The sequence below is a fragment of the Desulfovibrio sp. ZJ369 genome, assembly GCF_011039085.1.
Taxonomy (GTDB): domain Bacteria; phylum Desulfobacterota; class Desulfovibrionia; order Desulfovibrionales; family Desulfovibrionaceae; genus Desulfovibrio.
This window is the reverse complement of the sequence record NZ_JAAKEI010000037.1, coordinates 1-25181: the sequence shown is the minus strand read 5'-3', so window position 1 is coordinate 25181 and position 25181 is coordinate 1. Positions and strand designations below refer to the sequence as shown.

General features: G+C 62.7%; 27 protein-coding genes and 1 rRNA gene. 12 read left to right on the top strand and 16 right to left on the bottom strand.

Going from position 1 to position 25181, the window contains the following annotated elements; all coding sequences use genetic code 11:
* Positions 1 to 236 precede the first annotated feature (236 nt).
* Positions 237 to 2378: a hypothetical protein gene (locus G7Y51_RS10755; RefSeq protein ID WP_165177339.1), complete on the bottom strand. Its 2142-nt coding sequence runs from the start codon at positions 2376 to 2378 to the stop codon at positions 237 to 239.
* 73 nt (positions 2379 to 2451) lie between these two features.
* Between G7Y51_RS10755 and G7Y51_RS10750 the strand changes: the two genes are divergently transcribed.
* On the top strand, positions 2452 to 2673 hold the full coding sequence (locus G7Y51_RS10750; protein ID WP_165177337.1) for a hypothetical protein: 222 nt from the start codon (positions 2452 to 2454) through the stop codon (positions 2671 to 2673).
* Positions 2674 to 2680: 7 nt separating this feature from the next.
* Here G7Y51_RS10750 and G7Y51_RS10745 read toward each other — a convergent pair whose 3' ends face one another.
* The 6 genes from G7Y51_RS10745 to G7Y51_RS10720 all read right to left on the bottom strand — a co-directional run bounded on the left by G7Y51_RS10745 (position 2681) and on the right by G7Y51_RS10720 (position 7837).
* Positions 2681 to 3070, bottom strand: a complete 390-nt coding sequence (locus tag G7Y51_RS10745; RefSeq protein ID WP_165177335.1) for a cytochrome c3 family protein — start codon at positions 3068 to 3070, stop codon at positions 2681 to 2683.
* Positions 3071 to 3183: 113 nt separating this feature from the next.
* Positions 3184 to 3939, bottom strand: a complete 756-nt coding sequence (cobJ, locus tag G7Y51_RS10740) for a precorrin-3B C(17)-methyltransferase (protein WP_165177333.1) — start codon at positions 3937 to 3939, stop codon at positions 3184 to 3186.
* A complete protein-coding gene (locus G7Y51_RS10735) occupies positions 3936 to 5216 on the bottom strand; it encodes a cobalamin biosynthesis protein (protein WP_165177331.1) in 1281 nt (426 codons plus the stop codon). The genes cobJ and G7Y51_RS10735 overlap by 4 nt, the downstream gene beginning before the upstream one ends.
* An 86-nt stretch (positions 5217 to 5302) precedes the next feature.
* The gene (gene hemL / locus G7Y51_RS10730; RefSeq protein ID WP_165177329.1) at positions 5303 to 6574 is read right to left on the bottom strand and encodes a glutamate-1-semialdehyde 2,1-aminomutase; all 1272 of its coding nucleotides are present in this window, start codon (positions 6572 to 6574) and stop codon (positions 5303 to 5305) included.
* Positions 6575 to 6644: 70 nt separating this feature from the next.
* Positions 6645 to 7124 carry a siroheme decarboxylase subunit beta gene (locus G7Y51_RS10725; protein WP_165177327.1) on the bottom strand — a complete coding sequence of 160 codons (480 nt, stop codon included), beginning with the start codon at positions 7122 to 7124 and terminating at the stop codon, positions 6645 to 6647.
* A gap of 158 nt (positions 7125 to 7282) precedes the next feature.
* Positions 7283 to 7837: a hypothetical protein gene (locus G7Y51_RS10720; protein WP_165070194.1), complete on the bottom strand. Its 555-nt coding sequence runs from the start codon at positions 7835 to 7837 to the stop codon at positions 7283 to 7285.
* A gap of 53 nt (positions 7838 to 7890) precedes the next feature.
* Here G7Y51_RS10720 and G7Y51_RS13590 point away from each other — a divergent pair, with 53 nt between their 5' ends.
* Positions 7891 to 8109, top strand: a complete 219-nt coding sequence (locus G7Y51_RS13590) for a hypothetical protein (protein WP_206214313.1) — start codon at positions 7891 to 7893, stop codon at positions 8107 to 8109.
* A 353-nt stretch (positions 8110 to 8462) separates the two neighbouring features.
* Here G7Y51_RS13590 and G7Y51_RS10710 read toward each other — a convergent pair whose 3' ends face one another.
* From G7Y51_RS10710 to alr, 7 genes are all read right to left on the bottom strand, one after another.
* Positions 8463 to 8729 (bottom strand): RNA-binding protein, encoded by a 267-nt coding sequence (locus G7Y51_RS10710; protein ID WP_165177323.1) that lies wholly within the window; start codon positions 8727 to 8729, stop codon positions 8463 to 8465.
* Positions 8730 to 9138: 409 nt separating this feature from the next.
* Positions 9139 to 10614, bottom strand: a complete 1476-nt coding sequence (gene dnaB / locus G7Y51_RS10705; RefSeq protein WP_241160222.1) for a replicative DNA helicase — start codon at positions 10612 to 10614, stop codon at positions 9139 to 9141.
* Positions 10615 to 10622: 8 nt separating this feature from the next.
* Entirely contained in the window at positions 10623 to 11147 is a 525-nt protein-coding gene (gene rplI / locus G7Y51_RS10700; RefSeq protein ID WP_165177321.1) for a 50S ribosomal protein L9, read from the bottom strand.
* 10 nt (positions 11148 to 11157) lie between these two features.
* Complete coding sequence (gene rpsR, locus G7Y51_RS10695; RefSeq protein ID WP_165070178.1) at positions 11158 to 11421, bottom strand: 30S ribosomal protein S18; 264 nt, start codon at positions 11419 to 11421, stop codon at positions 11158 to 11160.
* A 1-nt stretch (position 11422) separates the two neighbouring features.
* The gene (gene rpsF / locus G7Y51_RS10690) at positions 11423 to 11731 is read right to left on the bottom strand and encodes a 30S ribosomal protein S6 (RefSeq protein ID WP_165177319.1); all 309 of its coding nucleotides are present in this window, start codon (positions 11729 to 11731) and stop codon (positions 11423 to 11425) included.
* A 209-nt stretch (positions 11732 to 11940) separates the two neighbouring features.
* Positions 11941 to 12849, bottom strand: coding sequence for a hypothetical protein (locus tag G7Y51_RS10685; protein ID WP_165177317.1), 909 nt, complete (start codon positions 12847 to 12849; stop codon positions 11941 to 11943).
* Between the two features lie 162 nt (positions 12850 to 13011).
* Entirely contained in the window at positions 13012 to 14142 is a 1131-nt protein-coding gene (gene alr / locus G7Y51_RS10680) for an alanine racemase (protein ID WP_165177315.1), read from the bottom strand.
* A 281-nt stretch (positions 14143 to 14423) separates the two neighbouring features.
* Here alr and tgt point away from each other — a divergent pair, with 281 nt between their 5' ends.
* Positions 14424 to 15560 carry a tRNA guanosine(34) transglycosylase Tgt gene (gene tgt / locus G7Y51_RS10675; protein ID WP_165177313.1) on the top strand — a complete coding sequence of 379 codons (1137 nt, stop codon included), beginning with the start codon at positions 14424 to 14426 and terminating at the stop codon, positions 15558 to 15560.
* A gap of 58 nt (positions 15561 to 15618) precedes the next feature.
* On the opposite strand, the gene G7Y51_RS10670 is transcribed toward tgt, so the two are convergent.
* Positions 15619 to 16149: a VUT family protein gene (locus tag G7Y51_RS10670; protein ID WP_206214312.1), complete on the bottom strand. Its 531-nt coding sequence runs from the start codon at positions 16147 to 16149 to the stop codon at positions 15619 to 15621.
* Between the two features lie 387 nt (positions 16150 to 16536).
* On the opposite strand from G7Y51_RS10670, the gene era reads away from it, so the two are divergent.
* From era to fliQ, 7 genes are all read left to right on the top strand, one after another.
* Positions 16537 to 17460, top strand: coding sequence for a GTPase Era (gene era / locus G7Y51_RS10665; RefSeq protein ID WP_165177309.1), 924 nt, complete (start codon positions 16537 to 16539; stop codon positions 17458 to 17460).
* Between the two features lie 4 nt (positions 17461 to 17464).
* The gene (locus G7Y51_RS10660; RefSeq protein WP_165177307.1) at positions 17465 to 18208 is read left to right on the top strand and encodes a YggS family pyridoxal phosphate-dependent enzyme; all 744 of its coding nucleotides are present in this window, start codon (positions 17465 to 17467) and stop codon (positions 18206 to 18208) included.
* 178 nt (positions 18209 to 18386) lie between these two features.
* The gene (locus G7Y51_RS10655; RefSeq protein WP_165177306.1) at positions 18387 to 19073 is read left to right on the top strand and encodes a flagellar basal body-associated FliL family protein; all 687 of its coding nucleotides are present in this window, start codon (positions 18387 to 18389) and stop codon (positions 19071 to 19073) included.
* 51 nt (positions 19074 to 19124) lie between these two features.
* Positions 19125 to 19724 (top strand): flagellar motor switch protein FliN, encoded by a 600-nt coding sequence (gene fliN / locus G7Y51_RS10650; protein ID WP_165177304.1) that lies wholly within the window; start codon positions 19125 to 19127, stop codon positions 19722 to 19724.
* Positions 19717 to 20286 carry a flagellar biosynthetic protein FliO gene (gene fliO, locus G7Y51_RS10645; protein WP_165177302.1) on the top strand — a complete coding sequence of 190 codons (570 nt, stop codon included), beginning with the start codon at positions 19717 to 19719 and terminating at the stop codon, positions 20284 to 20286. The genes fliN and fliO overlap by 8 nt, the downstream gene beginning before the upstream one ends.
* Complete coding sequence (gene fliP, locus G7Y51_RS10640; protein WP_241160221.1) at positions 20231 to 21016, top strand: flagellar type III secretion system pore protein FliP; 786 nt, start codon at positions 20231 to 20233, stop codon at positions 21014 to 21016. The genes fliO and fliP overlap by 56 nt, the downstream gene beginning before the upstream one ends.
* Before the next feature lie 20 nt (positions 21017 to 21036).
* Positions 21037 to 21306, top strand: a complete 270-nt coding sequence (fliQ, locus tag G7Y51_RS10635) for a flagellar biosynthesis protein FliQ (RefSeq protein ID WP_165070096.1) — start codon at positions 21037 to 21039, stop codon at positions 21304 to 21306.
* 527 nt (positions 21307 to 21833) lie between these two features.
* Here the strand turns inward: fliQ and G7Y51_RS10630 are convergent.
* Positions 21834 to 22637 carry an RNA methyltransferase gene (locus G7Y51_RS10630; protein ID WP_165177300.1) on the bottom strand — a complete coding sequence of 268 codons (804 nt, stop codon included), beginning with the start codon at positions 22635 to 22637 and terminating at the stop codon, positions 21834 to 21836.
* Positions 22638 to 22846: 209 nt separating this feature from the next.
* On the opposite strand from G7Y51_RS10630, the gene G7Y51_RS10625 reads away from it, so the two are divergent.
* Positions 22847 to 24451, top strand: a complete 1605-nt coding sequence (locus G7Y51_RS10625) for a lytic transglycosylase domain-containing protein (protein WP_165177298.1) — start codon at positions 22847 to 22849, stop codon at positions 24449 to 24451.
* A gap of 361 nt (positions 24452 to 24812) precedes the next feature.
* Positions 24813 to 25181, top strand: a 16S ribosomal RNA gene (locus G7Y51_RS10620); the annotation flags it as partial.

The window sequence follows — 25181 nt, the reverse complement described above, 5'->3', positions numbered from 1 at the left end:
ACATGTGATGAACTGTATAAATCCATTGGAAAAGCATTAAGTTGTATCACACAAAAAGACGCTGAAGGATGGTTTAAATCCTGTGGATATGTAAAAAGTTAAAAGCAAAATGCTCTAGACCGCCTGCGCTATCCCGCGCGCCAGCAGGCATCTTTCGACGCCGCAGAGACGTAAGCCGTTGCCGCTCCGCTGTCGTTCGCCCTGCCTGTACTGTACTTTGGCCCTTGCACGCTTGATCAGCTTTGCACAAGAGTAGCGATTTCCTCGCGCAGAATTCGTGCGGCAGCGCCGGCAGCGGCCTTTTCCACCTGCGCGTTGAAGCGCGGTTCCAGGTGATCCAGGCGGGTTTCCAGAGCGTCCATCCGGGCGGAAATGCTTTTGTTGGAGAGGTTGACGGCCTGCAAACGTTCGTCCAGAACCTGCTCGGTAATGCCCGCGGGCGCGCTTTGCAAGGCCTGACGCACAGAGGAAGCGATCAGCCCGGCAAAACGGTCGTGCAGCGGGCTGCCGTCGCGCAACAGATCCTCAAGGGAGGCCGCCGCGGCTCCGGAAGCCCTTTCCAGAGCGGCAATCCGCGCTCTGGCATCCGCAAGTTCCGCTTCACAGTGGCGAAGCCGCACGCTGAGGCTCACAAGCTCTTCAGCGGTGGCCCGGTCGGCTTCAGGCCCTTGCGGGGCCTGGCTCCTGGGCGCTTGCTTTGCCGGAATCGGGGCGGCGTGCCGGTCGGCGGGAGCCTGCGCGGCCTGTTGTTCCGGCAGGGCGGCGATCAACAAATCGTCAAGCGCGGTCAGGGGTTCGGCGTCGCCGTCAGGCAAAGGCCCGGCGCACGTCGGAGCAGCGTCGGGAACCGCAACATGGGCCTCGCCTGGGCTCTGCTGCGTCGGACTCAGGAGCAGCATGTCCAGATCCAGCTCGGCATTGGCCTCAGGGGCAAAAGCCTGCTCCTCGCCGGCAGCGGGCTCCGCGAGATCGGCTGCGGTGTGCGCGGACTCATGCGGCGCGGCGGCTTGCGCCGTATCCGTTTCATGCCCTGCTTCCGAGGCCCGCGCGGCAGGGTGCTCCTCTTCCTCCTGCGAGGTGAGCGGCATGTCTTCCAGGGAAGAAGGCATATCCTGCCCGGCGGTCATGGCGGCCAGCAGGCTGTCCAGATCCGCGGCAGGTTCGTGCTGGCTTTGGGGCGCGGTTTCCGGCGCGGCTGGCTGCGGGATTTCCGGGTTCAGTTCCGGCTCTGTTTCGGTGATGTCCACGGCTGCGGCTGCCTGCGCGGCTTCGGGCGCGGGCTGCGGCGCTGCAACGGCCTGAGCCGCCGGAGGCTCGGCATCCTGCGCCTTGTCCCCGGATCGGGCCGGCTGTGGCGGCGCGTCATCCTGCCCGGCGGTCATGGCAGCCAGCAGGCTGTCCAGATCCGCGGCAGGCTCGTTCTGGCTTTGGGGAGGAGCGGTTTCAGGCGCGGCTGGCTGCGGGATTTCCAATCCCGGTTCAGGCTCTGTTTCGGTGATGTCCGCGGCTGCGGCTGCCTGTGCGGCTTCGGGCACGGGCTGCGGCGCTGCAACGGCCTGAGCCGCCGGAGGCTCGGCATCCCGCGCTTTGGTCCGGGGCCGGGCCGGCTGTGGCGGCGCGTCATCCTGCCCGGCAGTCATGGCAGCCAGCAGGCTGTCCAGATCCGCTGTGATATCCGGCGCTTTGGACGCGGCGGGCGAGGCGGCGCCCGAGGGCGGAGCGGGTTTTTCGGCCGCTGCCAGCAAATCGTCCAGATCCGCAGTCAGATCAGGCTCCGGGCTCCGGGGCGCAGACGGGCCTGCCGCAGGCTTTGCGCCCGGCGCGTCAGCTTGCAGCAGGGCATCCAGATCATCCGGCAGGGCATCGCTCGTCGCTTCGGGGGCGGATGCCGCGGAAAGCAGCTCATGCACGTCGGGCTTCTGCTCGGAGCCCGAATGCGCGGGCGGCGCAGGGCTTATGGAATTGAGCAGATCATCCACCACGCTGTCTATACTTCCTGAATCTGCGTTGCGCCCGGCCGCGGCCTGCGCCGCGCCATCCTCATGCGGCTGCGGCGGGATGTCCAATGTGTCGAGCAGCTTATCCACTTCCCCCATGCCCGGCATGTCAAGCTCTTCATTAGGATCGACTCTGCGCGTCGTTGCGGCTTCATCGGCCGGAGCGCCATCATCCTTGACTTCCATCTGGGCGAGAAGGGCATCGATCTCCTTGTCGGCCTGCTGGGGCAGATCATTGAGACTCTGGAGCTGGGCGCTGAGAGCCTCTTCGGCTTGTCCGGCGGAAACAGCCGCCTCATTGGCCGGGACCTCACCTTTTTCTATAAGCTCAGTGAGGTCGATGATGTCCTCATCGTTGTCAGCAATGTTTTGGGCAGCCATGCGCAACCTCATGGGGTTAAATCATCGGCGCACGGGCGCCGGAGCACGACAAAGGGTGAAATTCGGTGCTGTCATGTATAAAAACGACAAAAAAACGTATCAGTTTATGGGTAAATACGCAAATTTTACTGAAACAGGGGGGGCTGCAAGCCTGTTGCAGGCCCCGGAAACGGCAAAAGCCGCTCGAAAGCGGCTTTGGAAAAACATCCCAGAACTGCTTCAGCCACTGCCGGAAAGAATTCCGTGCGGCGGAAGAGCGCCCCGGATGCTCTGCCCTGGAGCATTTTCACTGTGAACAGGCCCTAGGGATGGCACTTGGACTTGGCGCAGGCCGTGAGTTCCTTCTTCAATTCCGGCTTTTGGGCCACAACCTTGGTATGGCATTCCAGGCAGGTCTGATGCTTGAGTCCGGTCTTGGCATGGACCACATAAAAGAGACTCTTTTCGCCTTTTTTGGCCGTGAGGTCGTCATGGCATCCGGCAGTGGCGCATTTTTGGAAATTTTCCTTGCCCTGCACCTGATGGTGACAGGTCACGCACTCCACCTTGGCATGGGGCGCGTGCGGGAACATGACCGTCTTTTTGGAGCCCTTGAAGGGCAGGGATTCGGTGGGCACGGGCGGCTGGGCGGCAAACGCGGGCAGAGCCAGGATCAGGGTCAGAATACAGGACAGAAACAGAGTTTTCTTCATGGCGGACTTCCTCCTTGCGAAAGAGCACATAAGAATTGCTATTGAATCTACGTGCAGGGCGGCAGCGTGTCAATGGGGCTGCAAAAAGTTTCTGGAATACAGCGAAAGCCTGTTCATGACCCACGGCGGGCATAGCCGCGCGGGGTGAGCATATATGCGCCCAATGCGCGGCTTTCGCTGTTGCCGATGATCACCAGGGAGAGCATATCCACCCAGGCCTCGTCAAAGCTGTCCAGCCGGTGCACGCCGACTTCCTGACCGGGCCGGAAGGCCTTGCGCACCAGTCCCACCGGGCAGTCCGGCCGCCGCAGTCGTCGGGCCTGGGCCAGGGCTTCGGAAAGCTGCCAGCGGCGGCCCCTGGAGCGCGGATTATAGAGCACGCAGACGAAATCCGCTGCCAGCGCGGCGTGCAGCCTTCGCGCAATGGTTTCCCAGGGCGTGAGCAGATCGCTGAGGCTCACGCAGGCGAAATCGTGCGTCAGCGGCGCGCCGAGCAGAGCAGCGGCCGCGCAGACGGCGGGCACGCCGGGCACGACCGTGAGCGGCACGCGCTCAAGCAAGTCGCGGGCTTCCAGCATTTCCAGCACCAGCCCGGCCAGGGCGTAGATGCCGGGATCGCCGGAGCAGACCAGAGCCGTGCAGCGGCCGGAAAGCGCGGCATCCACTGCGGCGGCGCAACGTTCTTCCTCGTGGCGCATGGCGGTGCCGATGACGGTTTTGCCGCGCAGCAGTTCCGGCGGGGTCAGTTCAAGATAAAGATGATACCCTGCCACGCATTCGGCCCGCTCAAGGGCGGCGCGGGCCTGGGGCGTCAGGCAGGCCTGATCGCCGGGGCCCAGACCCAGGACATACAGAGGTGCGGCATTCATGGAGATTGTGGGGTTTGGACCGCAAGCGCCACCGCCAGGGTAAGCCGAGCCTGGGTCGCGTGTTTGGGAATGAGCAGCCTTGAAGCCTGCCCCAGGGCAGGCGCGTGAGCAAAAGCCGCGGAAGGGCTGTTCGCCTGGCCGTGGCGGGCAGCCAGCAGGGCCGCTGCCTCGCAGACGCTGAAAGGCGCAAGGCCGAAACGTCGCCCGGCAGCCTCGGAAGGGTTTGGCGTGGCGCAGCGGGCCAGCTCTGCCGCGGCAAAACCCCGCAGGGGGATGCCAAGGCGTTCCGCCAGCGCCAGCAGGGCCGCTTCCGTCAGTTTTTCCGTGACTGTGGCCAGACCGGCAACGGCGCGCAGCTCCAGGCCATGAGCGGCCAGCAAGGCTTCCAGCGCGGGCAGAATCACTTCCGGCGGCAGATCTTTGCGGCAGCCCAGTCCCACATACAGCCGGGGCACGGCCAGACGCAACAGGCCGGGAGCCGGCGCGAGACGCCGCCAGTGCGCGGCCAGCAAGGGGCCGGGGCACGCAGCCGGATCTGCCGGACATGCGCCGGCACTGGAGCCGGGGAAAGCGGCACGGGGCGGCTGCGCGTCTTCCTCAGTGCCGGGCAAACGCTCAAAAGCCGGGGGCGCGGCTCCGGGCAGGGCCGAGCAGGGATCCCAAAGGCGCAGCCTGCGGCCTTCCAGCAGGGCGGCCTGAGCCTGGGGCAGACAGTGCCAATCCAGAATGCGCAGGCCCGCGTCGCGGAGCAGCAGATCCAACGCGCGCGGCGGCGCCTGGTCCCGCGCGGCGTATTCTTTGGGCAAGGCGGACGGTTGATCCGAGGCCGTGGTAATCACGGGCGTGGCGTCCAGCAAGCGCGCCAGGTGCCGGGTCAGCTCATTGCCGCCGCCCCAGTGCCCGGCCAGGAGGCTGATGACGAAGCGCCCGTCCGGATCCAGAACCGCCACGGGCGGATCCAGGCTTTTGTGCCTGAGCAGAGGAGCCAGCACGCGCACAGCAATGCCCGTGGAACCTATAAAAATATGCGCCGCATGACGCCGGTATTCCTGCGCCAGAAAATCCCCAAGACGCTCAAAGGGCCTGACGCCCCGCAGGCGCAGCCGGGCCGGCGCGCAGATCAGGCAGGCCGCCGCTGCGACGCCCGAAGGCGCGCGCCAGGGCTCGTTCGCCAGCCGCGCGGCCAGCCGGCGCGCAAGGGGCAGGCCGCTTTTGCTCAGCACATGGCAGGCCAGGGAGGCCGCGCTTTTTGTGGTGTTGTCCGGCGGCTTGGTCATTGTCGCTCTCAATGCGGAGTCCTGATGGGCTGTCTCAGGCGGCCTGGATCCCGATTGAAATCGGAGCGTTTCAATCGGAAAAGGCTCTAAAAAAGCACCTTGCGGGCCGCATCCAGCGCGCGGTTGAAGTCGTCGTCGCCGTGCGCGAAGGAAACCATGCCGGTTTCAAAGCCCGAAGGAGCAAGATAGATGCCCTGGGCGCGCATCTGTTTATAGAAGGCGGTGAAGAGCTTCTGGTCGGAGGCTTGGGCCTGAAGGAAGTTTTCAACCGGATCTTCGCAGAAGAAGGGGCAGAACATGGAGGCCAGCGTCGGCACTTGCACGGGCACGCCCTTGGCGCGCAAAATATCGCCCAAAGCCTCGGCAAAGGCTTTGGTGCGGGCTTCCAGGGCAGAGTAATCCAGCTCCTTGAGCTTGCGCAGCGTGGCCAGACCCGCGGCCATGGCCAGCGGATTGCCCGACAGCGTGCCCGCCTGGTAGACCTCCCCCTGAGGGGCCACATGCTCCATAAAGCGGCGCTTGCCGCCGAAAGCGCCCACAGGCAGGCCGCCGCCGATGATTTTGCCGAAGGTGGTCAGGTCCGGATCAATGTTGAAGCGAGCCTGCGCGCCGCCGAAGGCCGCGCGGAAGCCGGTGATCACCTCGTCGAAAATCAGCAGGCTGCCGTATTGATCGGCCAGGGCCCGCAAGCCTTCCAGAAAGCCGCTTTTGGGCAATACCAGGCCCATGTTGGCGGCCACGGGCTCCACGATGATGGCCGCAATATCCGCGCCGTGCGCGGCAAAACAGGCTTTGACGGCCTCAAGATCGTTGTAGGGGGCCAGAAGGGTGTCGGCTGCCACGGCGGCAGGCACGCCCGGCGTGCCGGGAATGGAAAAGGTGGCCACGCCCGATCCGGCGGCAGCCAGGAAGGGATCGGCGTGGCCGTGGTAGCAGCCCGTGAATTTGACCAGCTTGTTGCGTCTGGTCACGCCGCGCGCCAGGCGCAGGGCGCTCATGGTGGCCTCGGTGCCGGAATTGACCATGCGCACCATTTCCAGGCCGGGCATGGCGGCCACAACTTCGGCGGCCAGGGCCACCTCATCCGGGCAGGGCGCGCCGTAGCTTGTGCCGCGTCCCGCGGCATCGCGCAGGGCCCGCGTCACGTCCGGATCGTCATGGCCCAGAATCATGGGGCCCCAGGAAAGCACAAAATCAATATACTCGCGTCCGTCCACATCCGTGAGGCGGCAGCCGTGAGCCTCGGCAATGAAAAGCGGCAGGCTGTCCACATTGTGGCAGGCGCGCACCGGGCTGTTGACGCCGCCCGGAATCAGGGCGCAGGCTTTTGCAAACAATTGGCGGGAACGGTCGTCCATCTGTCATTCTCCTCTTGCATGAAAATACTACTCGCTGCGCCGCTTTTGCCGGGCAGGGCCCAGGGGGCCGTCAGGCGAAATAGGTCATGGAAATTTTTTTCAGTTCCTTGAGGCTGCGAAGGATGGCGTATTCCCTGAGCGGGCTGTCGCGCAAGAGATCCTCGACCACCGTGAGGCATTCCGCTTCACTGCGCCCGTGTACCATTGTGTACAAGGTATAGGGCCAATCCGGCGCCGAGCAGGGGCGGTAATAGACATGGGAAATACGGTCGTGCCGTGAGGCAATGCGACCGCATTCTTCCACTTCCGCCTCGTTCACCTTCCAGGCCACCATCGCGTTGTGCGTCCAACCGGTTTTCTGATGCTTGATGCTGGCTCCGAAGCGGCGGATAGCGCCCGATGCTTTCAGCCGGGTCAGCAATGCCAGAACCTCGGCCTCGCTGATGCCTGCCTCGCGGGCCATGTCAGCATAGGGCGTGAGGGAATCCGGCAGATCAGCCTGGACAATGCGCAGCACGGCGCGTTCGGCTTCAGTGAACTGATGGCTCATAAGCGGCCTCCGCCCTTGATGGGCAAAACAACGGCCGCACCGCCGGACAAAGCGGCAGGCGCGGCCGGAAAGTGACAAACAAGAAGGCGGCACAGCCGCCAACGGCTGACGCGCGCTCTGGCATGGCTTCGCCCTGCCAGAGCGTTCAGCGCAAGGTCTCAGCGGGTAAAGGAGCGGGCAAAAAGATCCTGAACGGCAATGCGCCCGTTGTCTTCCAGAAAGCGCGTGCCTGTGGCCGCGAAGTGGGCGTGCTCAATGACCGGCTTCTCCACCGCGCGCCAACAGTCTTTCTGCCAGATGAACCAGGCGCTTTTGGGCTGATCGAAGACCAGCAGCGGCTTATTGCAGATTTTGGCGAACTCCGCCCCCCAGCCGGTGCCGCCCTTGACCGTGTCGTCGGGCTGAATGGAACCCACCACCACAATTTGATCGCCGCTGCTGACCTGCCAGCAAATGGACTGCAATACCTTGCGGAACAGGGGCGCACGCGTGTATTCGCGATGCATCAGTTTGGAAACATAGGTCAGGCTGACGTCTTTCAGAGCCAGTTCTTCAGACGTGAGCACACGCACGCCGCGCTTGCGTTCCATCTGATGCCCTTCAAAACTGTAGTTCACTTCTTCGATGCCCCAGCTCTCCGCCAGAGCGCCAAAAAACTGCTCTGTTCCGGCTGCGCCGCCGCTGTAGAGAACACATTGATCGGGGTTGAGCATGATTGCCTCCTCCGGAAAATAGTGGCGCGCGGCGAGAGCATGGTGCACAGGCAATGCGCCAAAAGCCGCGCCGGGGCGCGCTTCAGCCGCCGCCCTGCGGCATGGATGCCGCAAGAAACCGTACTTTCCGCACGATGGTTGCAACGCGCCGCTTCCCGGAGCTCTGCGATCCGCAAAGGCACAAAAGAGCCTGGAACAACGGCAGCGTCAATGCGCGCATCATGGCAGAATTCGCGGCGCTCGGCAAGGCGGCCCTGCACGTCCGGATCTGAAATTGCGCGGCGTCGGCAGCGCCGGGCGCGCTGCATTTTCACTATGTCGTATGGGTTTTTGCGCTGTTTTTGCGAGAGGCGCATTTTGCGCGCCGAGACCGGGAAAAACGGCTGCGGGGTCTAGAGCATTTTCACTTTGAAAATGCTCTGCTGACGCGAAAGCGGCAGCCGCCGCAACGCGGCGTACATTCAGGCGAAAACCGCGTTTTTCGCCTGAATGCCACCTTTGACTTTCATAAAAAGTCAAAGGTAATCTGCTCTAGGGCCCGCAGCCGTTTCATCTTGCCGCTTCCAATGCGGCATGCAAAACGCCCCGGCTGGCCGGGGCGTTTCGGATAATCCGTCGGGATGCCCTAGTAACGGGGCTGGCGCGGAGCCCTCGGTTTGGCTTCATTGACGCGCAGCGTGCGGCCGCCGAAGCTGAAGTTATCCAGAGCTTCAATGGCGGCGTCAGCTTCGCCGTCCTCCATCTCCACAAAGCCGAAACCGCGGGCACGTCCGGTTTCTCTGTCGCTGACAAGTTTCACGGACAGAACTTTGCCGTATTCGGCAAAAAGATCCTGTACCTGTTCTTCAGTGGCGGACCAGGGAAGGTTCCCGACATAAATGGACTTGGACATGAAACACCCTCTCAAAAAAAACAATCTTCCCGCGCTTCCATCCGGCAAAACGTATTGCCGGTACGCGGCCCTTGCTTACGACAGAAACACGCTTTGAACTGCTTGTCAACGAATGAGCCTGAAAAAAGTTGCTCTTGCGCGTTTTTGCGCGGTAAATGCGCTCTGAGCGCAGAGCGGCCGGCTGCGCCCCAGGGCCGGAAAAGTAAGGCCGGGCAAGGATTTTCGCCGGTTTTGCATGAAAAATCAGCAGCGGCCTGTGCCGCTCATGCTGCGGCATGATGCAGAAACTTCCGGCACAACAGGGGCGCATCACTGACGATATGCAGTGTTTGAGCGCACAACTTGCGTGTTTTTCGCCCGTGCCCCGCACCCGGCAGGCCGGCTTTTTCGCATGCGTGGGGCTAAATGCCTAGCTCCGGCTTTCCGAGGGAGGCGGCGACCAGTCCGGGGCAATGTCTTCAAAGGACGTGTAGGGAGAAATATACATGAGTTCGGCCACGCCCACGGGCCCGTTGCGCTGCTTGCCGATGATTATTTCCGCCACGCCCTGGGGCGGGCGCTCGGCGGGCTTTTGATATTTGTAAACGTCATCGCGGTAGACGAACATGATCACGTCGGCGTCCTGCTCAATGGCTCCGGATTCGCGCAGATCCGAGAGCATGGGGCGCTTGTCGCCCCGCTCTTCCACCTTGCGGTTGAGCTGGGAAAGCGCCACCACAGGCACGTTGATTTCTTTGGCCAGGCCCTTGAGGGAACGGGAAATATCCGAGATTTCCAGTTCGCGCGAGTCCGTGCGGCGACTGGTGCGCATGAGCTGGAGGTAGTCCACCACCACAAGGCCCAGGCCTTTCTCGGCCTTGAGGCGGCGGGCGCGGGCGCGCAGCTCCAGCGTGCTCAGGGCCGGAGTGTCGTCAATATAAACCGGCGCGCGGGCCACCACGTCCGCGGCGGTATACAGGCGCTGCCAGTCATCGTCACTGAGCAGCGAGGGCCGCCGCAGTTTGGAGAGATCCACCTTGCCCCAGGCCGCCAGCATGCGCTGCATGAGCTGTTCCTTGCTCATTTCCAGAGAAAATACGGCCACGGGCACATCCTGGCGCACGGCCGCGTTGAGGGCCATGCACAGGGAAAAGGCGGTTTTGCCCATGCTCGGGCGCGCGGCCACGATGATCAGATCCGAGGGCTGCAAACCCGCGGTGAGCTTGTCCAGGCGGGTGTAGCCGGTGGTCACGCCGGTGAGCACGTCCTTGGCGTCGGCCAGTTTGGCCAGATTTTCAAAAACCTTGTCCAGCAGTTCTCTGGTGGGCGTGAAGTCGCGGCCTGTGGTGCGCTGGGAAATGGAGAAAATCGCCTGCTCGGATTCGTCCAGCAGCGTGGCCACCTCGCGCGAGGCGTCATAGCAGTTGCCGATGATCCCGGAGCAGGCCTCAATCAGCCCGCGCTGCAAGGATTTATCCCTGACGATGGTGGCGTAATATTCCGCATTGGCCCCGGAGACCACGGCCTGCGAGAGATCGCCCAAATACACCGCGCCGCCCGCGTCTTCCAGCTCATTACGGCTCTTGAGCTGCTCGGCCGTGGAGATGAGATCAATGGGCGCGGATTTGCGGTACAGCTCAAGAAAAGCGCGGAAAATGATCGCGTGCGCGGGAAGGTAGAAGTCTTCGGCGCTCAGCATATCCACAATGCTGTGCATGAGCTGAGGGCGCAGCAGCACGCCGCCCAGCACGGCCTGCTCGGCCTCGGCGCTGTGAGGGGGCACGCGGCGCAGCAGATCGCTTTCGGCCCTGTTGCCGGAAGTTCTCTCGCCCTGCCCGGCGCGAGAAGACGCGCCGCCCCCGGCCTCGCGGCCGGGGGCGGCAGTGCTGTCATGCGGTGAAGCCACAAAAAAACCTACTGCGCGGCTTCGGCCTGGGCTTCTTCAGCGGCCTCGGAGGCGGGAGCTTCCGGCGCGGCTTCCTCTTCCTCAGGCTGGTGATCGGAGATCACCTTCACCGGCACCACGGCCATCACGCCGGCGTGGAGACGGATCCGCACCGGATGTTCGCCCAGCGTGCGGATAGGCGCATCCAGCAGGATGCGGCGGCGATCCACTTCCACCCCCAGCGCGGCAAGCGCGTCGCCGATAATGGCGGACGTCACCGAGCCGTAGAGTTTTTCGTTTTCGCCCACATGCATGGGGATAATCACTTCCAGGGCTTCCAGACGGCCCTGAACGCTCTGGGCTTCGGCCCGCTGGGCGTCCATCCGGGCCTGGAGCTTCTTGCGCTCCTGCTCAAAGACTTTCAGGTTGGCCGCGCTGGCCACCATGGCCAGGCCCTGCGGCAGCAGGAAGTTGCGGCCGTAACCGGGCTTGACGTTGACCACATCGCCAAGGTTGCCGAGATTTTCCACATCGGCGCGAAGTATCAGTTTCATATGCGCCCCCTTAGATCGTGCTCTTTTTCTTGACGACTGAGTCGTGCGTGGCAGTGTAGATGAGCAGAGCCATCTGGCGGGCGCGCTTGATCTCGCGGGTCAGCAGGCGCTGGTGATGGGCGCAGGTGCCCGTGATGCGCCGGGCGATAATTTTGCCGCGTTCGGTGATGAAATCGCGCAGGATGTCGGGGCGTTTGTAGGTAAGGGGCAAATCCTTGTCGGCGCAGAAGCGGCAGAACTTGCGGCGCGGGGCGAATTTCTTTTTGAAGGCCATATCAGGCAACCTCCTCAGCCGCTTCGTCGGCCAGCTTGACGGTCACAAACTTGTAAATGCCGTCGGTAATCCGGATATTGCGCTCCAGCTCGGCCACAAGAGCTGCCGGGCCGTCATAGACCAGGCGCACATAGTAGCCGCGCATCTGTTTGCGCACCGGGTAGGCCAGATCCCGCATGCCCCAGTGATCCACTTCCAGCATGACGCCCTTTTCCCGCTCGATCACCGCCGTGAGGGCGTTCAGAATGCCCTCGCGGTTTTCGGCGGAAAGCTCCGGTGAGAGGAGCAGCAGGGTTTCAAATTTCCGCATGGTCGTTCTCCTTATGGATTGACAGCCCGCGCCGTCCGGGCGCGAGCAAGGGAGAAGTCTTATACAGGGGGGCAGGGCAGGTGTCAAGCCCGGAGCGCCGCGCCGCCTCCCGATCGATGCGCGTGGTCTGGGGCGCGCTTGCCGGGGGCGGCAGTGTCATGAGGGCTGACCCCGGACGACCGGGATGACCGGGATGGAGGCGGGAGCAGTCAGACGAGCTGATCGCCGGTTTTTTCCATAAGAATACTGAAGTCGTTGTTGACCCAGTCCAGAAAGACAGGCACGCCCGCGCTGCCTACCGGCGTCCAGAGCTGGCTCGCCTGATCCGGGTCGTTTCCCCAGATTTTTTTGAACTGCAGGCGCAGGGTAAGCCGGCGCAGGATGATGCTGTATGTGCTTTCTATGCATTTGCAGACCGTGAGCTCGCTGATGTGCCTGCCTGAGCTTATGTACAGCGAAATCAGGAGCAGCACTTCCTTGCCGTCCAGACTGTTGAATTGCTCGAGAAATTCCACCTTGTCCACCTGCACTCTGGCGCCGCCGGCGGAAATGTTGATCAGGCGCAATTGCGGGGGCAACTCTCCAGTGTAGACAAAATCCGGCGGGCCTGCCTGTTGCGGATACGCGGGCAGGCGGGCGAAGGGCAGCCAGAAGCCCAGCCCCTTGACCATCTGCAGGCTGGGGTAAACGCGCTCAAAGCGGCGCAGTTCGCGCTGGATGTAGCGGCTCGGCGTTTCGATCAGGATTTCACACGCGCCGGTTTCTTTGTTCAGCGTATTGTTGATAATCCTGCTTTTGCATAAAAAGCCGTAACGGGCTGTGGTGGAGGGCAGCTTAAGATTGTTGACAATGACGTCATACGGCAGCTTGAAGTAAATGCTGCATTTTTCATTGTTGAGAATGTCCGGCAGAAAATGTTTGCGGGACTTGAGCAGGATTGTATTTTTTTTAACGGCCTTGATGTAGCAGATGACATTTTCCAGTTGCCGCTGCCTGTCCACAAAAAAAAGGCTCACGCCGGCGTCGTGCTTGTAAGCGGCGTTCAGCACGGCCAAGGTGCGCGGATGGTGTGTTGAGGCCGGTGAAAAAATTTTTTTTACAAGATCCCATCTGGGCATTGCACTCTCCCCTTAAGGCAGGCACAAGACAGGAGTATTGCGGATTGGACAACGCCGTAACGCCGCAACCCGAAGATGCGCGCTACCATCATCATATATGAACAGGGGGGAGGCTGTCAAATGCCGCGTGGCCGGCGCGCGAAGATTTGCAGGCTTGCGCCCTCAGGCGTAGACGCGCGGGTTTACGCTGCCCATCAGGCAGAGGATCTCATAAGGAACCGTGCCCAGCTCGTCGGCCATCTCCTGCGCGCTGACAGGCCGTTGCCCGGGAGCGGCAGCGCCGCCCAACAGCCAGGCCGTGTCCCCGGCCCGTGTTTCCGGCAGGGCAGTGACATCGGCCATCAGCATGCTCATACAGATCCGGCCTACCTGAGGCGCGCGCCGTCCGTGGATCAGAACGTCAATCCGATTGGAAAGATTACGGGCGTAGCCTGTGGCGTAGCCCGCCGCCACCACGGCCACGGTCATGGGCGCGGGCGCGGTATAGATGCGCCCGTAAGAAATGCTCTGCCCGGCTTTGAGCCTGCGCACCTGCAAAATCGGCGAGCTCACGCTCATGACCCATTCAAGACCGCTGCCCCGCTTTTCCCAGGCCGTGCCCGCAAAGGGATTGCCGCCGTACAGGGCAAGGCCCGGACGGCAGGCCTCCAGGCGGGTTTCGGGCAGCCCCAGGGCCCCGGCCGAATTGCCCAGGGAGCGCGCAACGCCGGGAAAAGCCGCGCGCAGGCTCTCGCACATGGCTGAAAAGCGTTCGATCTGCGCGCTGGTGTAGTCCGCTTCTTCAGGCATGTCGGCGCAGGCCAGATGTGAAAGGATCAGGCGCGGCTCAAGCCCGGGCAGCCCGCGCAGCCGCTCCAGCAGGCAGGGCAGATCCTCGGCCGTAAAGCCCAGGCGGCTCATGCCCGTGTCGCATTTGATCGCAATCTGCAATCGCCGCCCCGCGGCACACGCGGCCGCCGCTTTTTCAAGGTCTTCAAAATCGGCGATCAAAACCGTGAGATCGCAGGCCGCCGCGGCCCGCCAGTCTTCGTCCGTGAACGCGCCCATCAGCGGCACGATTTCCTGACCGAGTCCGGCCTGGCGCAGAGCCACGCCTTCGCTCACCGTGCCTACGGCGAAGCGCTGCGCGCCTGAGGCGTCCAGAGCGCGGGCCACGGGCAAAAGACCATGACCGTAGGCGTCTGATTTGATCACCGGCATGAGTGAAGCGCAATCGCCCAGGCGGGCAAAATTGCGCCGCAGCGCGGCGAGGTCGATATGGCATTGGGAGGGCGTAAACAGGCAGGCGCTCATAGATGCTCCGTAACGCAGCGACGCGGGTCGCAAACCGAAAAGAAAGGCTTTCGGCCGGGGGATCCTCAACGTGCCCCGCAGGGACGATGGTGCAACAGGCTCTAGAAAAATTTTAGAGAAGGAACATAGCAGCATTGCGCCCGGGGCACAAGAAAAAGCCCGCGGCCCACGCCTGCGGCCCCGGCGTGCCGCACCGTCCGCTGCGACGTTGTGGGCGCTCTCCCATGAAGCTTGCGGCCAGCCCCTTGCGCGACGCGGTTCTTGCAGATAGGCTGCGCGCCATGAGTGAACCCATTTTTGAGCTGCAACATACGGACGGCGCGGCCAGGGCGGGCCTTCTGCGCACAGCCCACGGCGCCATAGCCACCCCCATTTTCATGCCGGTGGGCACAGTGGGCTCTGTAAAGGCCGTGGCCCCGGACGATCTGGAGAAGATTGGCGCGCCGATCATTCTGGGCAATACCTATCATTTGTACCTGCGGCCCGGAGACGCGCTGGTGGCCCGGCGCGGCGGGCTGCATGAGTTTGCTTCCTGGCCGGGCGCGGTGCTGACGGACAGCGGCGGCTTTCAGGTCTTCAGCCTGAGTTCCCTGCGCAAGATCCGCGAGGAGGGCGTGGAGTTTCGTTCGCATCTGGACGGATCGCGCCACTTGTTCACGCCCGAAAAAGTCATAGACATCCAGCGCAACCTCCATTCGGACATTATGATGGTGCTGGACGAATGCGTGCCGTACGGCGCCGACTACGCGTATACGGAAAAATCTTTGGAACTGACCACGCGCTGGGCCGCGCGCGCCCGCGCGGCCTACCCCTGCGGCGCGGCCCGGAATCTGCTTTTCGGGATTACCCAGGGCGGCTTTTTCAAGGATTTGCGCACGCGCTCCGTGCAGGAAATCTGCGCTCTGGATTTTGACGGCTTTGCCATTGGCGGCCTTTCCGTGGGCGAGAGCAAAGCCGAGATGTACGATCTGCTCTACCACACGGCGCCCTTGCTGCCGCCCCACAAGCCCCGCTATCTGATGGGCGTGGGCACGCCGCTGGATATTGCTCACGGGATCAACGCGGGCGTGGATATGTTCGACTGCGTTCTGCCCACGCGCAATGCGCGCAACGGTACGCTCTACACCTCGCAGGGCAAGATCAACATCAAACGGCGGGAATATGCCGAGGATGACGGGCCGCTGGATCCGGCCTGCGCCTGCTATGCCTGCCGCAATTTCTCGCGGGCGTACCTGCGCCATCTTTACGTCGCCAGGGAGCTGCTTTCTTTCCGGCTCAACTCTCTTCACAATCTGACGTATTTTCTGGATCTGGCCCGGCGGGCCCGGCAGGCCGTGCTGGAAAACCGCTTCGCGGCCTTTCTGGCCGGGATAGAGTCCCTCTATCCCGAGGAAGCTGCCCGGGCCGCCGGAGCCTGAGCCTGTTTTGCGGCAGACGGGAAAGCGCCGGAGGTTCCCCTCCGGAGGGGCGGCGCGCTCAGGCGGCTTCGGCTCCGGCCTCGCGCTGTTCACGGCGGCGCACCAGAAAAAAGACCAGGAAGGAACCGGCCAGCTTGGAGAGGCTCATGGTCAGCACGGACCAGGGCGTGGCAAGGCCGATCAGCAGCAGAAACACCAGGCTGTCCAGGGGCGCGCCCAGCAGGCTGGAAATCAGGATGCGCCGGGAAAAGGACTTGCGGGTAAAGGTGAACAGCGCCCAGTCCGCAAGCTCGCCCACGGCAAAGGCCGCCGCGCTGGCCAGCGCCAGCTCGGGCGAGGCCATGTACCAGCTCGCCACGCAGCCCGCCAGCATGGCCCAGAGCACATGATGGCCTACGCGGCGCTGGGCGAAATCCCGCACCACAAAAACAAAGCCCACGATCAGCGAAACCGGCGGCCAAAGGTCGCCGTTGGGCAGCGTGATCGGCGGCGTCACGGCAAAGGCGCAATTGACGCCCACAATCAGAGCCATATAGGTGATCAGCGAAAACATGGCGCGCAGAGTATGCGTTGCGCCGCGCGCCGTCAAGACAGCAACCCGGCCCTGTTGCAAAGGGGCGGCCTTGACCCGGGCCGTGGGATATGGGAGAGGTAGCGGGCAGGGAGGCCGTTGCGGCCGGGCCGGGCGGATCCTTGCCGGTTTCCGTCCAGGCGGTCGCGGCGGGCCAGAGCAGATTACCTTTGACTTTTTATGAAAGTCAAAGGTGGCATTCAGGCGAAAAACGCGGTTTTCGCCTGAATGTACGCCGCGTTGCGGCGGCTGCCGCTTTCGCGTCAGCAGAGCATTTTTAAAGAGAAAATGCTCTAGGGCGTTTTTCGCCGCGCAACAGTTTCGCACAGTGCCCTCGCGGCCTTTTGCAGGGCGCGGCAGGGAAATACGGCGGCAAGCCGCGGGCAGGGCCGCCGGGGAGCATATATGACTGATATGGACTACCGTTGCGGCCGGGTGGCTTTGATGGGGCCGCCCAATGCCGGGAAATCGACGCTTTTGAATGCGCTTCTGGGCCAGAAGGTGACCATTGTGACCCCCAAGCCGCAGACCACGCGCAATCAGATTGTGGGCATCCTGACCGATGCCGGAGCCCAGATTATCTTTATGGATACGCCCGGCCTGACCCAGGTGCGCGGGCGGCTGAGCAAAACCATGATCCAGGCCGTCTGGCAGAGCCTCGGGCAGGCGGATGTGATCCTGCCCGTTCTGGACGCCCACCTGTACATCCGGCACCCCGAGTTTCTGGACAGGGATCTTGCCCCCGTGGCCGGGGCCCTGGCCAGCGACGAGCGCCCCATGATCGTGGTGGCCAACAAGGTGGATCTGTTCAGCGACAAAAGCCGGATGCTGCCCCTGCTTGCCCGTTTGCACGAAATGTGGCCCAGGGCCGAGATCTTCCCCTTTTCGGCCCTGCGCAGGGACGGCCTGCCGGAGCTGAAGGCCCTGATCCGTTCTCAACTGCCCGAAGGGCCCGCGCAGTACCCGGAGGATCAGATTTCCACGGCTTCGCTGCGCTTCATGGCCGCCGAGATCATCCGCGAGAAGCTCTTTCTGCATCTGCGCCAGGAAGTGCCTTACGGCGTGGCGGTGGACGTGGAAAGCTGGGAAGAGGACGAGGAACGCGGCCAGACGATCATCCATGCGGTCATTTACGTCGCCCGGCCCATGCACAAGGCTATGGTCATCGGCCGGGCGGGCAGCAGCATCAAGGAGATCGGCATGGAGGCCCGCAAGGAGATTCAGGAACTGCTGGGCGGCAAGGCGCATCTGGAGCTCTGGGTCAAGGTGCGCGAGCATTGGTCCGAAGATCCCGGCTTTCTGCGTGAGCTGGGGCTGATGGCGGAGTAGCGGCATGAACGGCATGGAATTGCGGCAGCGCTATGCGAATGTTCTGGAGCGGCTTGACGCGGCCTGCGCCGCCGCGGGACGCGCCAGAGAAGAGATCACTCTGATCGCTGTGTCCAAACTGCATCCGGCTGCCGCGGTGGCGGCCGCGGCCGGGGCCGGCCAGACGGATTTCGGCGAGAACTATGTGCAGGAAGCCCTGGCCAAACGCGGCGAGCTCGCGCGGGATCCGGCCTGCCGGGGCATCCGCTGGCATATGATCGGCCATGTGCAGAGCCGCAAGGCCGCGCAGGTGGCGGGCGCGTTTGCCTTGATCCACACCCTGGACTCGCGCAAGCTGGCCGACGGTCTGGAGCGGCGGCTCGCCTGCCCGGCGGAGGAAGAGGAGCAGGCTGCCGGGAGCGCGCGCCAGCGCGTGCTCCTGGAAGTCAACGTGGCGGCAGAGCCGCAAAAATCCGGGGTCATGGCTGAGGATTTGCCCGCTTTGGCCGATTATATTCTTGAGGCCTGCCCGCATCTGGAGTTGCGGGGTCTGATGTGCCTGCCGCCGGTCTTTGACGCCGGGGAGGCGGCCCGACCGCATTTCGCGCGCCTGTATGCCTTGCGTGAGAATCTGCGCGCGCGGCTCGGCCTGCCGCTGCCCGATCTTTCCATGGGCATGAGCGGAGACTTTGCGGCGGCCGTGGCTGAAGGCGCGACCCTGGTGCGCATCGGCACGGATATTTTCGGGCCGCGCCCGGCCAAAGTCTGATTTTTTGGCACGAATCCTGCAAGAAAATTTCGCCCGCGCCTGTTTCTGCTGTCGTCATCCGTACGGCGGCACAGCCGCCAACGGCTGACGCGCGCGGGCATGGTTTCGCTCTGCTGGAGCGTTTGGCTGATTTCATGAGCAAAACGCTCTGGAAGGCCGTGTTTACATGGAGTGATCTATGGCAGCCAAAGACAGCGCCAGGGAAAATCCGGCCCTGCCCGAAGGGCAGGCGGAAAAGCCCAGAAAGAAATCCAGGATAAAACGTATTGTCATTCTTTTGGCAATTCTGTTGATGACATTCAGCGGCGTGGGCCTGGGCGCGTATTGGTGGCTCTTTCTGCGCACGCCGGCCAGCGGGGCGCATGCGCCCGCGAGCGAGCAGACAGCGCCTGCGCCCGGCAGCACTGCGGACGGCCAGGCCAAAAGCGGCGCTTCCGGGCAGACGGAAGAGGGCGCCCCCGCTTCCGGCGCAGTGGGCGCGGGCGGGCCTGATACGGGCGGCCAGGCTGACCCGAACGCCGCGGGCGCGGCCCGCATCGAGCGGCAAAGCGATCTGCCCCGCAGCGCGGGCCAGGTGCTGCCCTTGCCCCTCATCACCGTCAATCTTTCCGATCCCGGCGGGCGGCGTTATCTCAAGCTGGGCATGGAAGTGGAGGTCAATGCGGATGTTTCCGCCCAGCTCAAGGCGCAAAGCGCGCGCATCCGCGACGCCATCATCATGCTGCTGGCGGGCAAGACCTTCAACGACATTGCCACGCCCGACGGCAAGGTGCTGCTCAAGACGGAGGTGGCGGCGCGGCTCAACCAGATTTTCGGAGCGCAACGCGTGATCCGGATCTATTTTACGGATTTTGTCGTGGAATAGCCCTGGGGGCGGGCGGCAACGCCCTGCAAGATATGCTTAACGAGGTACGTCATGTCGCAGGATGATCAGGAAGCCCTGGCCGCGCAGTGGGCGGCACAGCTGGAGGAAGAGGCCGCTGCGGCCGAAGCGGACAATGGCGGCGCTGCTGCCGTGAATGCCGCTGACGCCCACGCTGCCGAAGACAAAAGCGCGGCGCGGCCGCCTGTGGACGACGACGCTCTGGCCGCGCAATGGGCCGAGGCTCTGGCCCAAGAGGAAGAGGACAAGGGGCCGGCCACCTTTGGCGGCGCGGCTTCCGGCTCCGGCAGCGGAACCTTCGGCAGCCCGGCCACGGACGCCCGTTTCAAGGATATGACCGAAATGTCCCGCCAGCCCAGGGACAACAAGCTCAAACGCGAGCTGGACTTCATTCTGGACATCCCGCTGGACGTTTCGGCGGAACTGGGGCGCACCCGGCTTTTGATCAACGAGCTCCTGCAACTGGGCCAGGGATCAGTGGTCGAGCTGAACAAACTGGCGGGCGAGCCCCTGGAGGTCTATGTCAACGGCAAGCTGGTGGCGCGCGGCGAGGCCGTGGTGATCAATGAAAAGTTTGGCGTGCGCCTCACGGACATCATCAGCCCCATTGAACGGGTGAAACAACTTGGCTAGCGCAGGGATCGCCGTGGCCGCGCAGGCCCGGACCGGCCTTTCCGGGCAGGCAGTGCGCGGCGTTGTGGACACTGCCGCGGCAGGCCCGCCGTTGCCCGCGGGCCTGGACGGCACGGTGGCATCTGCCGGGGCGCAGATTCTGCGCGGCCTGGAATGGGCCGGGCAGGCCGCGGACACGGCCGGGGCCGCTGTGGCGCCCCATGCCTCAAGCCTGGGGCAGTCGTCCTTTTCCTGGAGCGGCTACCTGCAGGCCGTGGGCATTCTTTTTCTGCTGCTGGCCGCGCTCTGGCTGGTGGTCTGGCTGGTGCGCCGCTACGGCAAATTCAATTTTCTGCCGCGGCCCGGCGCCCTGCCGCGCGGCGCATTGCTTCTGGAGGCCCAATTGCCGCTGGGGCCCCGCAAAGGGCTTATGGTGGTACGCTTCTTGAATAGGAGGTTGCTGCTGGGGGTTACGGACCAGCAGATCACCCTTCTGACCGAGGAGCAGGCGCACGATGAGCCGGATCATGCGGATTTTCAAAAGATCATGGAAGAAACCCGGCGCGGCCCTGGCGGCCGCTAGCCTTCTGATTCTTGCCCTGCCTGAGATTTCCCGCGCCGCGCAGGATTTGACCCTGCCGGCCCTCTCCCTGACCCTTTCCGGCGGCGCGCCGGCTCCCGAAAAAGTCTCGGTGCTTCTGGAAATCCTCTTTCTGCTCACCGTGCTTTCCGTGGCCCCGGCCATCATGCTCACGGTCACCAGCTTCACCCGGATCATCATTGTTTTCAGCTTCCTGCGTCAGGCTATGGGCGTGCAGCAACTGCCGCCCACCCAGATTCTGGCCAGCCTTGCCATTTTTATGACGGTGGTGATCATGTATCCCGTGGGCAGACAGATCAATGATCAGGCCCTTCAGCCCTATCTCAACGAGCAGATCGATTATAAAGTGGCCCTGGACCGGGCCCAGGCCCCGTTGCGCGCCTTTATGTTCAAGCACACCCGCGAGAAGGATCTCTCGGTTTTTTATGCCATCACCAAGATGGAACTGCCCAGGAACAAGGAAGAAGTGCCCACCACGCTGCTGGCCGCGGCCTATGTGATCAGCGAGCTCAAGACGGCCTTCACCATCGGCTTTTTGATCTATATCCCCTTTCTGGTGCTGGATATGGTCATTTCCAGCGTGCTGCTGGCCATGGGCATGATGATGCTGCCGCCCATGATGGTTTCCATGCCCTTCAAGCTTTTGCTTTTTGTGATGGTGGACGGGTGGAATCTGCTGGTGGGTTCGCTGGTCAACAGCTTTCTCTTGTAATTGCCGCAAGGAGGCGCGCGATGTCCCCGGATTTCGTGATTGGTTTCGGCCGCCAGGCCATTGAGCTTTGTCTGATGATGGCCTTGCCCATGCTTGCTGTGGGCCTGGGCGTGGGCGTGGTGGTCAGCGTGATCCAGGCGGCCACCCAGATTCAGGAAATGACCCTGACGTTCATCCCCAAAATCGTCTGCATGTTCATTGCTCTGCTCCTGGCCCTGCCCTGGCTCATGGAGCGGATGATCTCCTTTACCAGGGAAGTTCTGATCAATATACCCACCTATGTGCGCTGACCCCGCTGCGGGGCGGCCGCAGCGTTCCGGCCTGGAGTGCGCCTTTGGCATAGCGGATGGCAGCCCCGTCAGGGGCTGTGCCCGTTGGCGACTAAGGAGCCGTACGGGCGCGGTAGCTGTAGCCCGCAAGGGCGTACAGATAGCGACAGCAACGCTAACGTTTTTTGGCAAAATAGCAATATCGACTTTTGTAAAAAGGTAAAGCGCATCTATTTTAGAGCATTTTGCTTTTGAAATTATTCAATTTCAAAAGCGGCGCTGCCATCATTTCGCCTGAAAAGCGTGGTTTTCAGGCTCATTCGGCGCGGGCGTCCGCTCCCGCGGCCGCCAGAGCGGTTGCCGTTTTCAACAGCAAACCGCTCTAGATAAACTTTAGAAAGAGTTTATACTTTATATTGAGTAAAAAACGAAAAGGAGGACTTTGCAAAGTCCTCCTTTTTCTGTTATTCAGCCGTGGCAGTACGCCCAAAAAGAGTGCGGCAGGCTGATTTTATCGTCACTCTATAGTTATTTTTCTTTCTGCCGAACTACCCAATAGTGCCGCGGGCACGCGCTGCCGCAGCCAAACCCAGCAGCACGGCTCCGGCCTGGGCCACGTTGAGTGAATCAAACGGCCGGGCCAGAGGAATACGGAGAAACTGCGAGCAGCGTTTGGCCACGCCCGGCCGCAGGCCTTTGCCCTCATTGCCGAGCACCAGCACGGCAGGCAGGCGCAGGCTGCTCGTGAAGGCGTCCAGACAGTTGGGGCCTTGAGCCCCGCCCGCGCCCCCCGTCCCGTAGACGGTCAGCCCCGCCTCTTCGGCGGCATCCAGAGCATGCGCCAGATTGGTCACCCGGGCCACAGGCAGATGCTCCAGGGCTCCGGCGGCGGCCCGGCGGGCGGCCGGGCCCAGATACGCGCTGTTGTGCCGGGGCAAAAGCAGGCCCGCGCCGCCAAGAGCGTAGAGGGTGCGGCAGAGCGTGCCCACGTTGCCGGGGTCCTGCACCTGATCCAACGCCAAAAGCAGCGGCAAAGGCGCGTCGGACACGGCGGTCAGCAGATTTTCCAGCCTGCAAAAGCCGGTGACGGCCAGGCGGGCCACGACACCCTGATGGGCCACGCTGTCGCGTCCCTGACGCGCGTCGCGGCAAAGACGATCCAGGGCCGCCTGTTCCACCAGGCTGAAGCGCACGCCGTTGTGGCGGCAGAGGTTCTGCACCTCAAGAGCTTCGCGGCTGCGCAAGCCCTTTTTGCAGAAAACAAGATCAATGCGCTGGGGCTCGCTTTGCAGCAACTCCAGCACCGGCTTCAGCCCCGGCAAAAGCGGGGCGTCGTCGGAGTGTTCAGACATGGGCGTCTCCGGCGCGAGGTTTCAACAGCCCCCTGGCTGGCGGCTGCAGGCGGAATCCGGCGGCTGCAGGACGCAGCGCCGCGTTTCGGCCTGTGTACGCATCTTCCCGGCCAATGGCAAGCCGGGCGGCAAACGGGAGTGACCATCGTATGGCAACACAGTCCCCACGGCTTCGGCCGTTTTTTTTCAGATGCTGCATTGGGGCCGCCATGCTCTGCCTTGCTCTGGCGGGCGGCTGCGGCACGCGCCAGAGCGGCGGCCCGCAGGTCAACACGCCTGCGCTGATCGTGTCCGGGGACGACGCCTCGCCTCTGACCCGCACGGAAATGGCGGCCCTGAAATCCACCGGCCAGATCGACAGAAATCTGCCCGCCGAGGCCATGCCGGACGTGGCCCGCCAATACAAATATTTTCTGCGCAAGGGCCGCAATACCATGAGCGTGTTCTCCAAGCGGGCCGAGCTCTACCTGGCCTATTCCCGCAAGGTCTTTCGCTCGCGCGGCATGCCTGAGGAACTGGCCTATCTGGCCATTGTGGAAAGCGGCTACAAGCCTGACGCCAAATCTCCGGCCGGCGCGGCCGGGGCCTGGCAATTCATGCCCTATACAGGCATGAAGTACGGCCTGAATCAGGACTGGTGGATGGATGAGCGCCTGGATCCCTACAAAGCCACGGAAGCCGCGGCCGATTACCTGCAAAAACTTTACGGCGATTTCAGGGACTGGCCCACGGCCATTGCCGCGTATAATGCGGGCGAAGGCAAAATGAGCCGGGCCAAGGAGGGCACCGGCGGCCGGAATTTCTTCGAGGTCAAGGCCCGTAATCATGTTCTGGACAGCAAGGCCCAATTGCGGGAAGAAACCAAACAATATGTGCCGCGTTTTCTGGCTGTGACCAAGATCATGCGCAATCTGCCCCAGCTGGGCTTTGAACCCATTCACCCCGACAAAGCGCCCGGCGTGCTGCGTTTCACGGTCCGGCCGGGCACGGACCTGCTGGCCTTTTCCCGGGCCTGCGGCCTGAGCTGGGAGGAATTTTCCGCCTACAACCAGCACCACAAACGTCCGGTCAGCTCCACCGAGCGATCCTGCTTTGTCTATGTGCCCGCGCGGTATGAGCGGCAGGCCACGGCCTTCTTGCGTTCCCCGCAAGCCAATGCCTACGCGAACTGGCGCCCGGCCAGGGTGACCACCAGCGCGGATTCCTGGGAGAAAATCAGCCGTCGCTGCAACGTGCCTGTGGCTCAGTTGCAGGCGGCCAATCCCGGCAAGCACAAGCTTGTTGCCGGAGCAACCGTGCTGGTGCCGCGCGCGGCGAACATGTCCGCCACGGCCGTGGCCGCTCTGGATGCCCATAATGCAGGGCGCGGCCAGAGCCATGAGCCCCGAAAAGCACGCTTGAAACCCGGCAATGCGCGGACTGCTCCTCTGCACGGAATCGCCGTTGCAGCCAGCCGCAGCCACAAGCTCCAGCCTGATGAGACCCTCTATGCCGTGGCCCGTAAATACAAGGTCAGCCTCAGGGAATTGCAGGAATGCAACCAGATCGACAATCCGGATAAAGTGCGCGCGGGCTGCCTTCTGCGCATTCCGGGCCGGGCCGTCGCCTCAGGCGAACCTGCCGCCGGAAGTTCCGGCGGCCGCGTGGGCAAGGCCGGGGCTGCGCGGCAAACCACCTATACAGTGCAGCACAAGGACAGCCTTTGGAATATCGCGCGCAAACACAATGTAAGCGTGGATGATCTCAAGCGCTGGAACAAGGTCGATGAAAAAAGTCTGCGGGCCGGAACCACCCTGGTCGTGAACCTGGATTAGAGCGTTTTGCGCATGAAATCAGTCAAACGCTCTGGAAAAATTATCATATAATATAAAGCTGTTGAGCATAAAATCCAAAAAAAGTGCGGGCTGGAGTTGACAAGAGGGGCCGAAATGTCTATGTTACATCTTCGCGACAAACGAGTTTCCACGCAGTCCTGGTCGGGAAAAAAATTTTTTTCCGCCTGAGTAAAAAATGTGTTGACAGCTTGTTGTGGATGGTGCATAAGTCTGCACCGCGCCGCTGGAAAGCGGCAGGGGGGGGACCTCCCGGTGGTTCATTGACAAGTGAATAGCGAGTGGGAAGAAAGAGTCTTTGAGATTCTGATTTCTGCGAAAGCGGGAATCTAAGTGCAGATTTGAACTGGAGAGTTTGATTCTGGCTCAGATTGAACGCTGGCGGCGTGCTTAACACATGCAAGTCGAACGCGAAAGGGGCTTCGGCCCTGAGTAGAGTGGCGCACGGGTGAGTAACGCGTGGATAATCTGCCTCCATGACTGGGATAACAGTTGGAAACGGCTGCTAATACCGGATACGCTCAGGAAGAGCTTTTTGAGGAAAGACGGCCTCTGCTTGCAAGCTGTCGCATGGGGATGAGTCCGCGTCCCATTAGCTAGTTGGCGGGGTAACGGCCCACCAAGGCAACGATGGGTAGCCGATCTGAGAGGATGATCGGCCACACTGGAACTGAAACACGGTCCAGACTCCTACGGGAGGCAGCAGTGGGGA

Excerpts from the sequence above, each read along its gene's own strand:
- G7Y51_RS10755 (WP_165177339.1), bottom strand. The coding sequence starts at position 2,378 with ATGGCTGCCCAAAACATTGCTGACAACGATGAGGACATCATCGACCTC.
- G7Y51_RS10750 (WP_165177337.1), top strand. The coding sequence starts at position 2,452 with ATGTATAAAAACGACAAAAAAACGTATCAGTTTATGGGTAAATACGCA.
- G7Y51_RS10745 (WP_165177335.1), bottom strand. The coding sequence starts at position 3,070 with ATGAAGAAAACTCTGTTTCTGTCCTGTATTCTGACCCTGATCCTGGCT.
- cobJ (WP_165177333.1), bottom strand. The coding sequence starts at position 3,939 with ATGAATGCCGCACCTCTGTATGTCCTGGGTCTGGGCCCCGGCGATCAG.
- G7Y51_RS10735 (WP_165177331.1), bottom strand. The coding sequence starts at position 5,216 with ATGACCAAGCCGCCGGACAACACCACAAAAAGCGCGGCCTCCCTGGCC.
- hemL (WP_165177329.1), bottom strand. The coding sequence starts at position 6,574 with ATGGACGACCGTTCCCGCCAATTGTTTGCAAAAGCCTGCGCCCTGATT.
- G7Y51_RS10725 (WP_165177327.1), bottom strand. The coding sequence starts at position 7,124 with ATGAGCCATCAGTTCACTGAAGCCGAACGCGCCGTGCTGCGCATTGTC.
- G7Y51_RS10720 (WP_165070194.1), bottom strand. The coding sequence starts at position 7,837 with ATGCTCAACCCCGATCAATGTGTTCTCTACAGCGGCGGCGCAGCCGGA.
- G7Y51_RS13590 (WP_206214313.1), top strand. The coding sequence starts at position 7,891 with ATGCGCCAAAAGCCGCGCCGGGGCGCGCTTCAGCCGCCGCCCTGCGGC.
- G7Y51_RS10710 (WP_165177323.1), bottom strand. The coding sequence starts at position 8,729 with ATGTCCAAGTCCATTTATGTCGGGAACCTTCCCTGGTCCGCCACTGAA.
- rplI (WP_165177321.1), bottom strand. The coding sequence starts at position 11,147 with ATGAAACTGATACTTCGCGCCGATGTGGAAAATCTCGGCAACCTTGGC.
- rpsR (WP_165070178.1), bottom strand. The coding sequence starts at position 11,421 with ATGGCCTTCAAAAAGAAATTCGCCCCGCGCCGCAAGTTCTGCCGCTTC.
- rpsF (WP_165177319.1), bottom strand. The coding sequence starts at position 11,731 with ATGCGGAAATTTGAAACCCTGCTGCTCCTCTCACCGGAGCTTTCCGCC.
- G7Y51_RS10685 (WP_165177317.1), bottom strand. The coding sequence starts at position 12,849 with ATGCCCAGATGGGATCTTGTAAAAAAAATTTTTTCACCGGCCTCAACA.
- alr (WP_165177315.1), bottom strand. The coding sequence starts at position 14,142 with ATGAGCGCCTGCCTGTTTACGCCCTCCCAATGCCATATCGACCTCGCC.
- tgt (WP_165177313.1), top strand. The coding sequence starts at position 14,424 with ATGAGTGAACCCATTTTTGAGCTGCAACATACGGACGGCGCGGCCAGG.
- era (WP_165177309.1), top strand. The coding sequence starts at position 16,537 with ATGACTGATATGGACTACCGTTGCGGCCGGGTGGCTTTGATGGGGCCG.
- G7Y51_RS10660 (WP_165177307.1), top strand. The coding sequence starts at position 17,465 with ATGAACGGCATGGAATTGCGGCAGCGCTATGCGAATGTTCTGGAGCGG.
- G7Y51_RS10655 (WP_165177306.1), top strand. The coding sequence starts at position 18,387 with ATGGCAGCCAAAGACAGCGCCAGGGAAAATCCGGCCCTGCCCGAAGGG.
- fliN (WP_165177304.1), top strand. The coding sequence starts at position 19,125 with ATGTCGCAGGATGATCAGGAAGCCCTGGCCGCGCAGTGGGCGGCACAG.
- fliP (WP_241160221.1), top strand. The coding sequence starts at position 20,231 with ATGCGGATTTTCAAAAGATCATGGAAGAAACCCGGCGCGGCCCTGGCG.
- fliQ (WP_165070096.1), top strand. The coding sequence starts at position 21,037 with ATGTCCCCGGATTTCGTGATTGGTTTCGGCCGCCAGGCCATTGAGCTT.
- G7Y51_RS10630 (WP_165177300.1), bottom strand. The coding sequence starts at position 22,637 with ATGTCTGAACACTCCGACGACGCCCCGCTTTTGCCGGGGCTGAAGCCG.
- G7Y51_RS10625 (WP_165177298.1), top strand. The coding sequence starts at position 22,847 with ATGCTCTGCCTTGCTCTGGCGGGCGGCTGCGGCACGCGCCAGAGCGGC.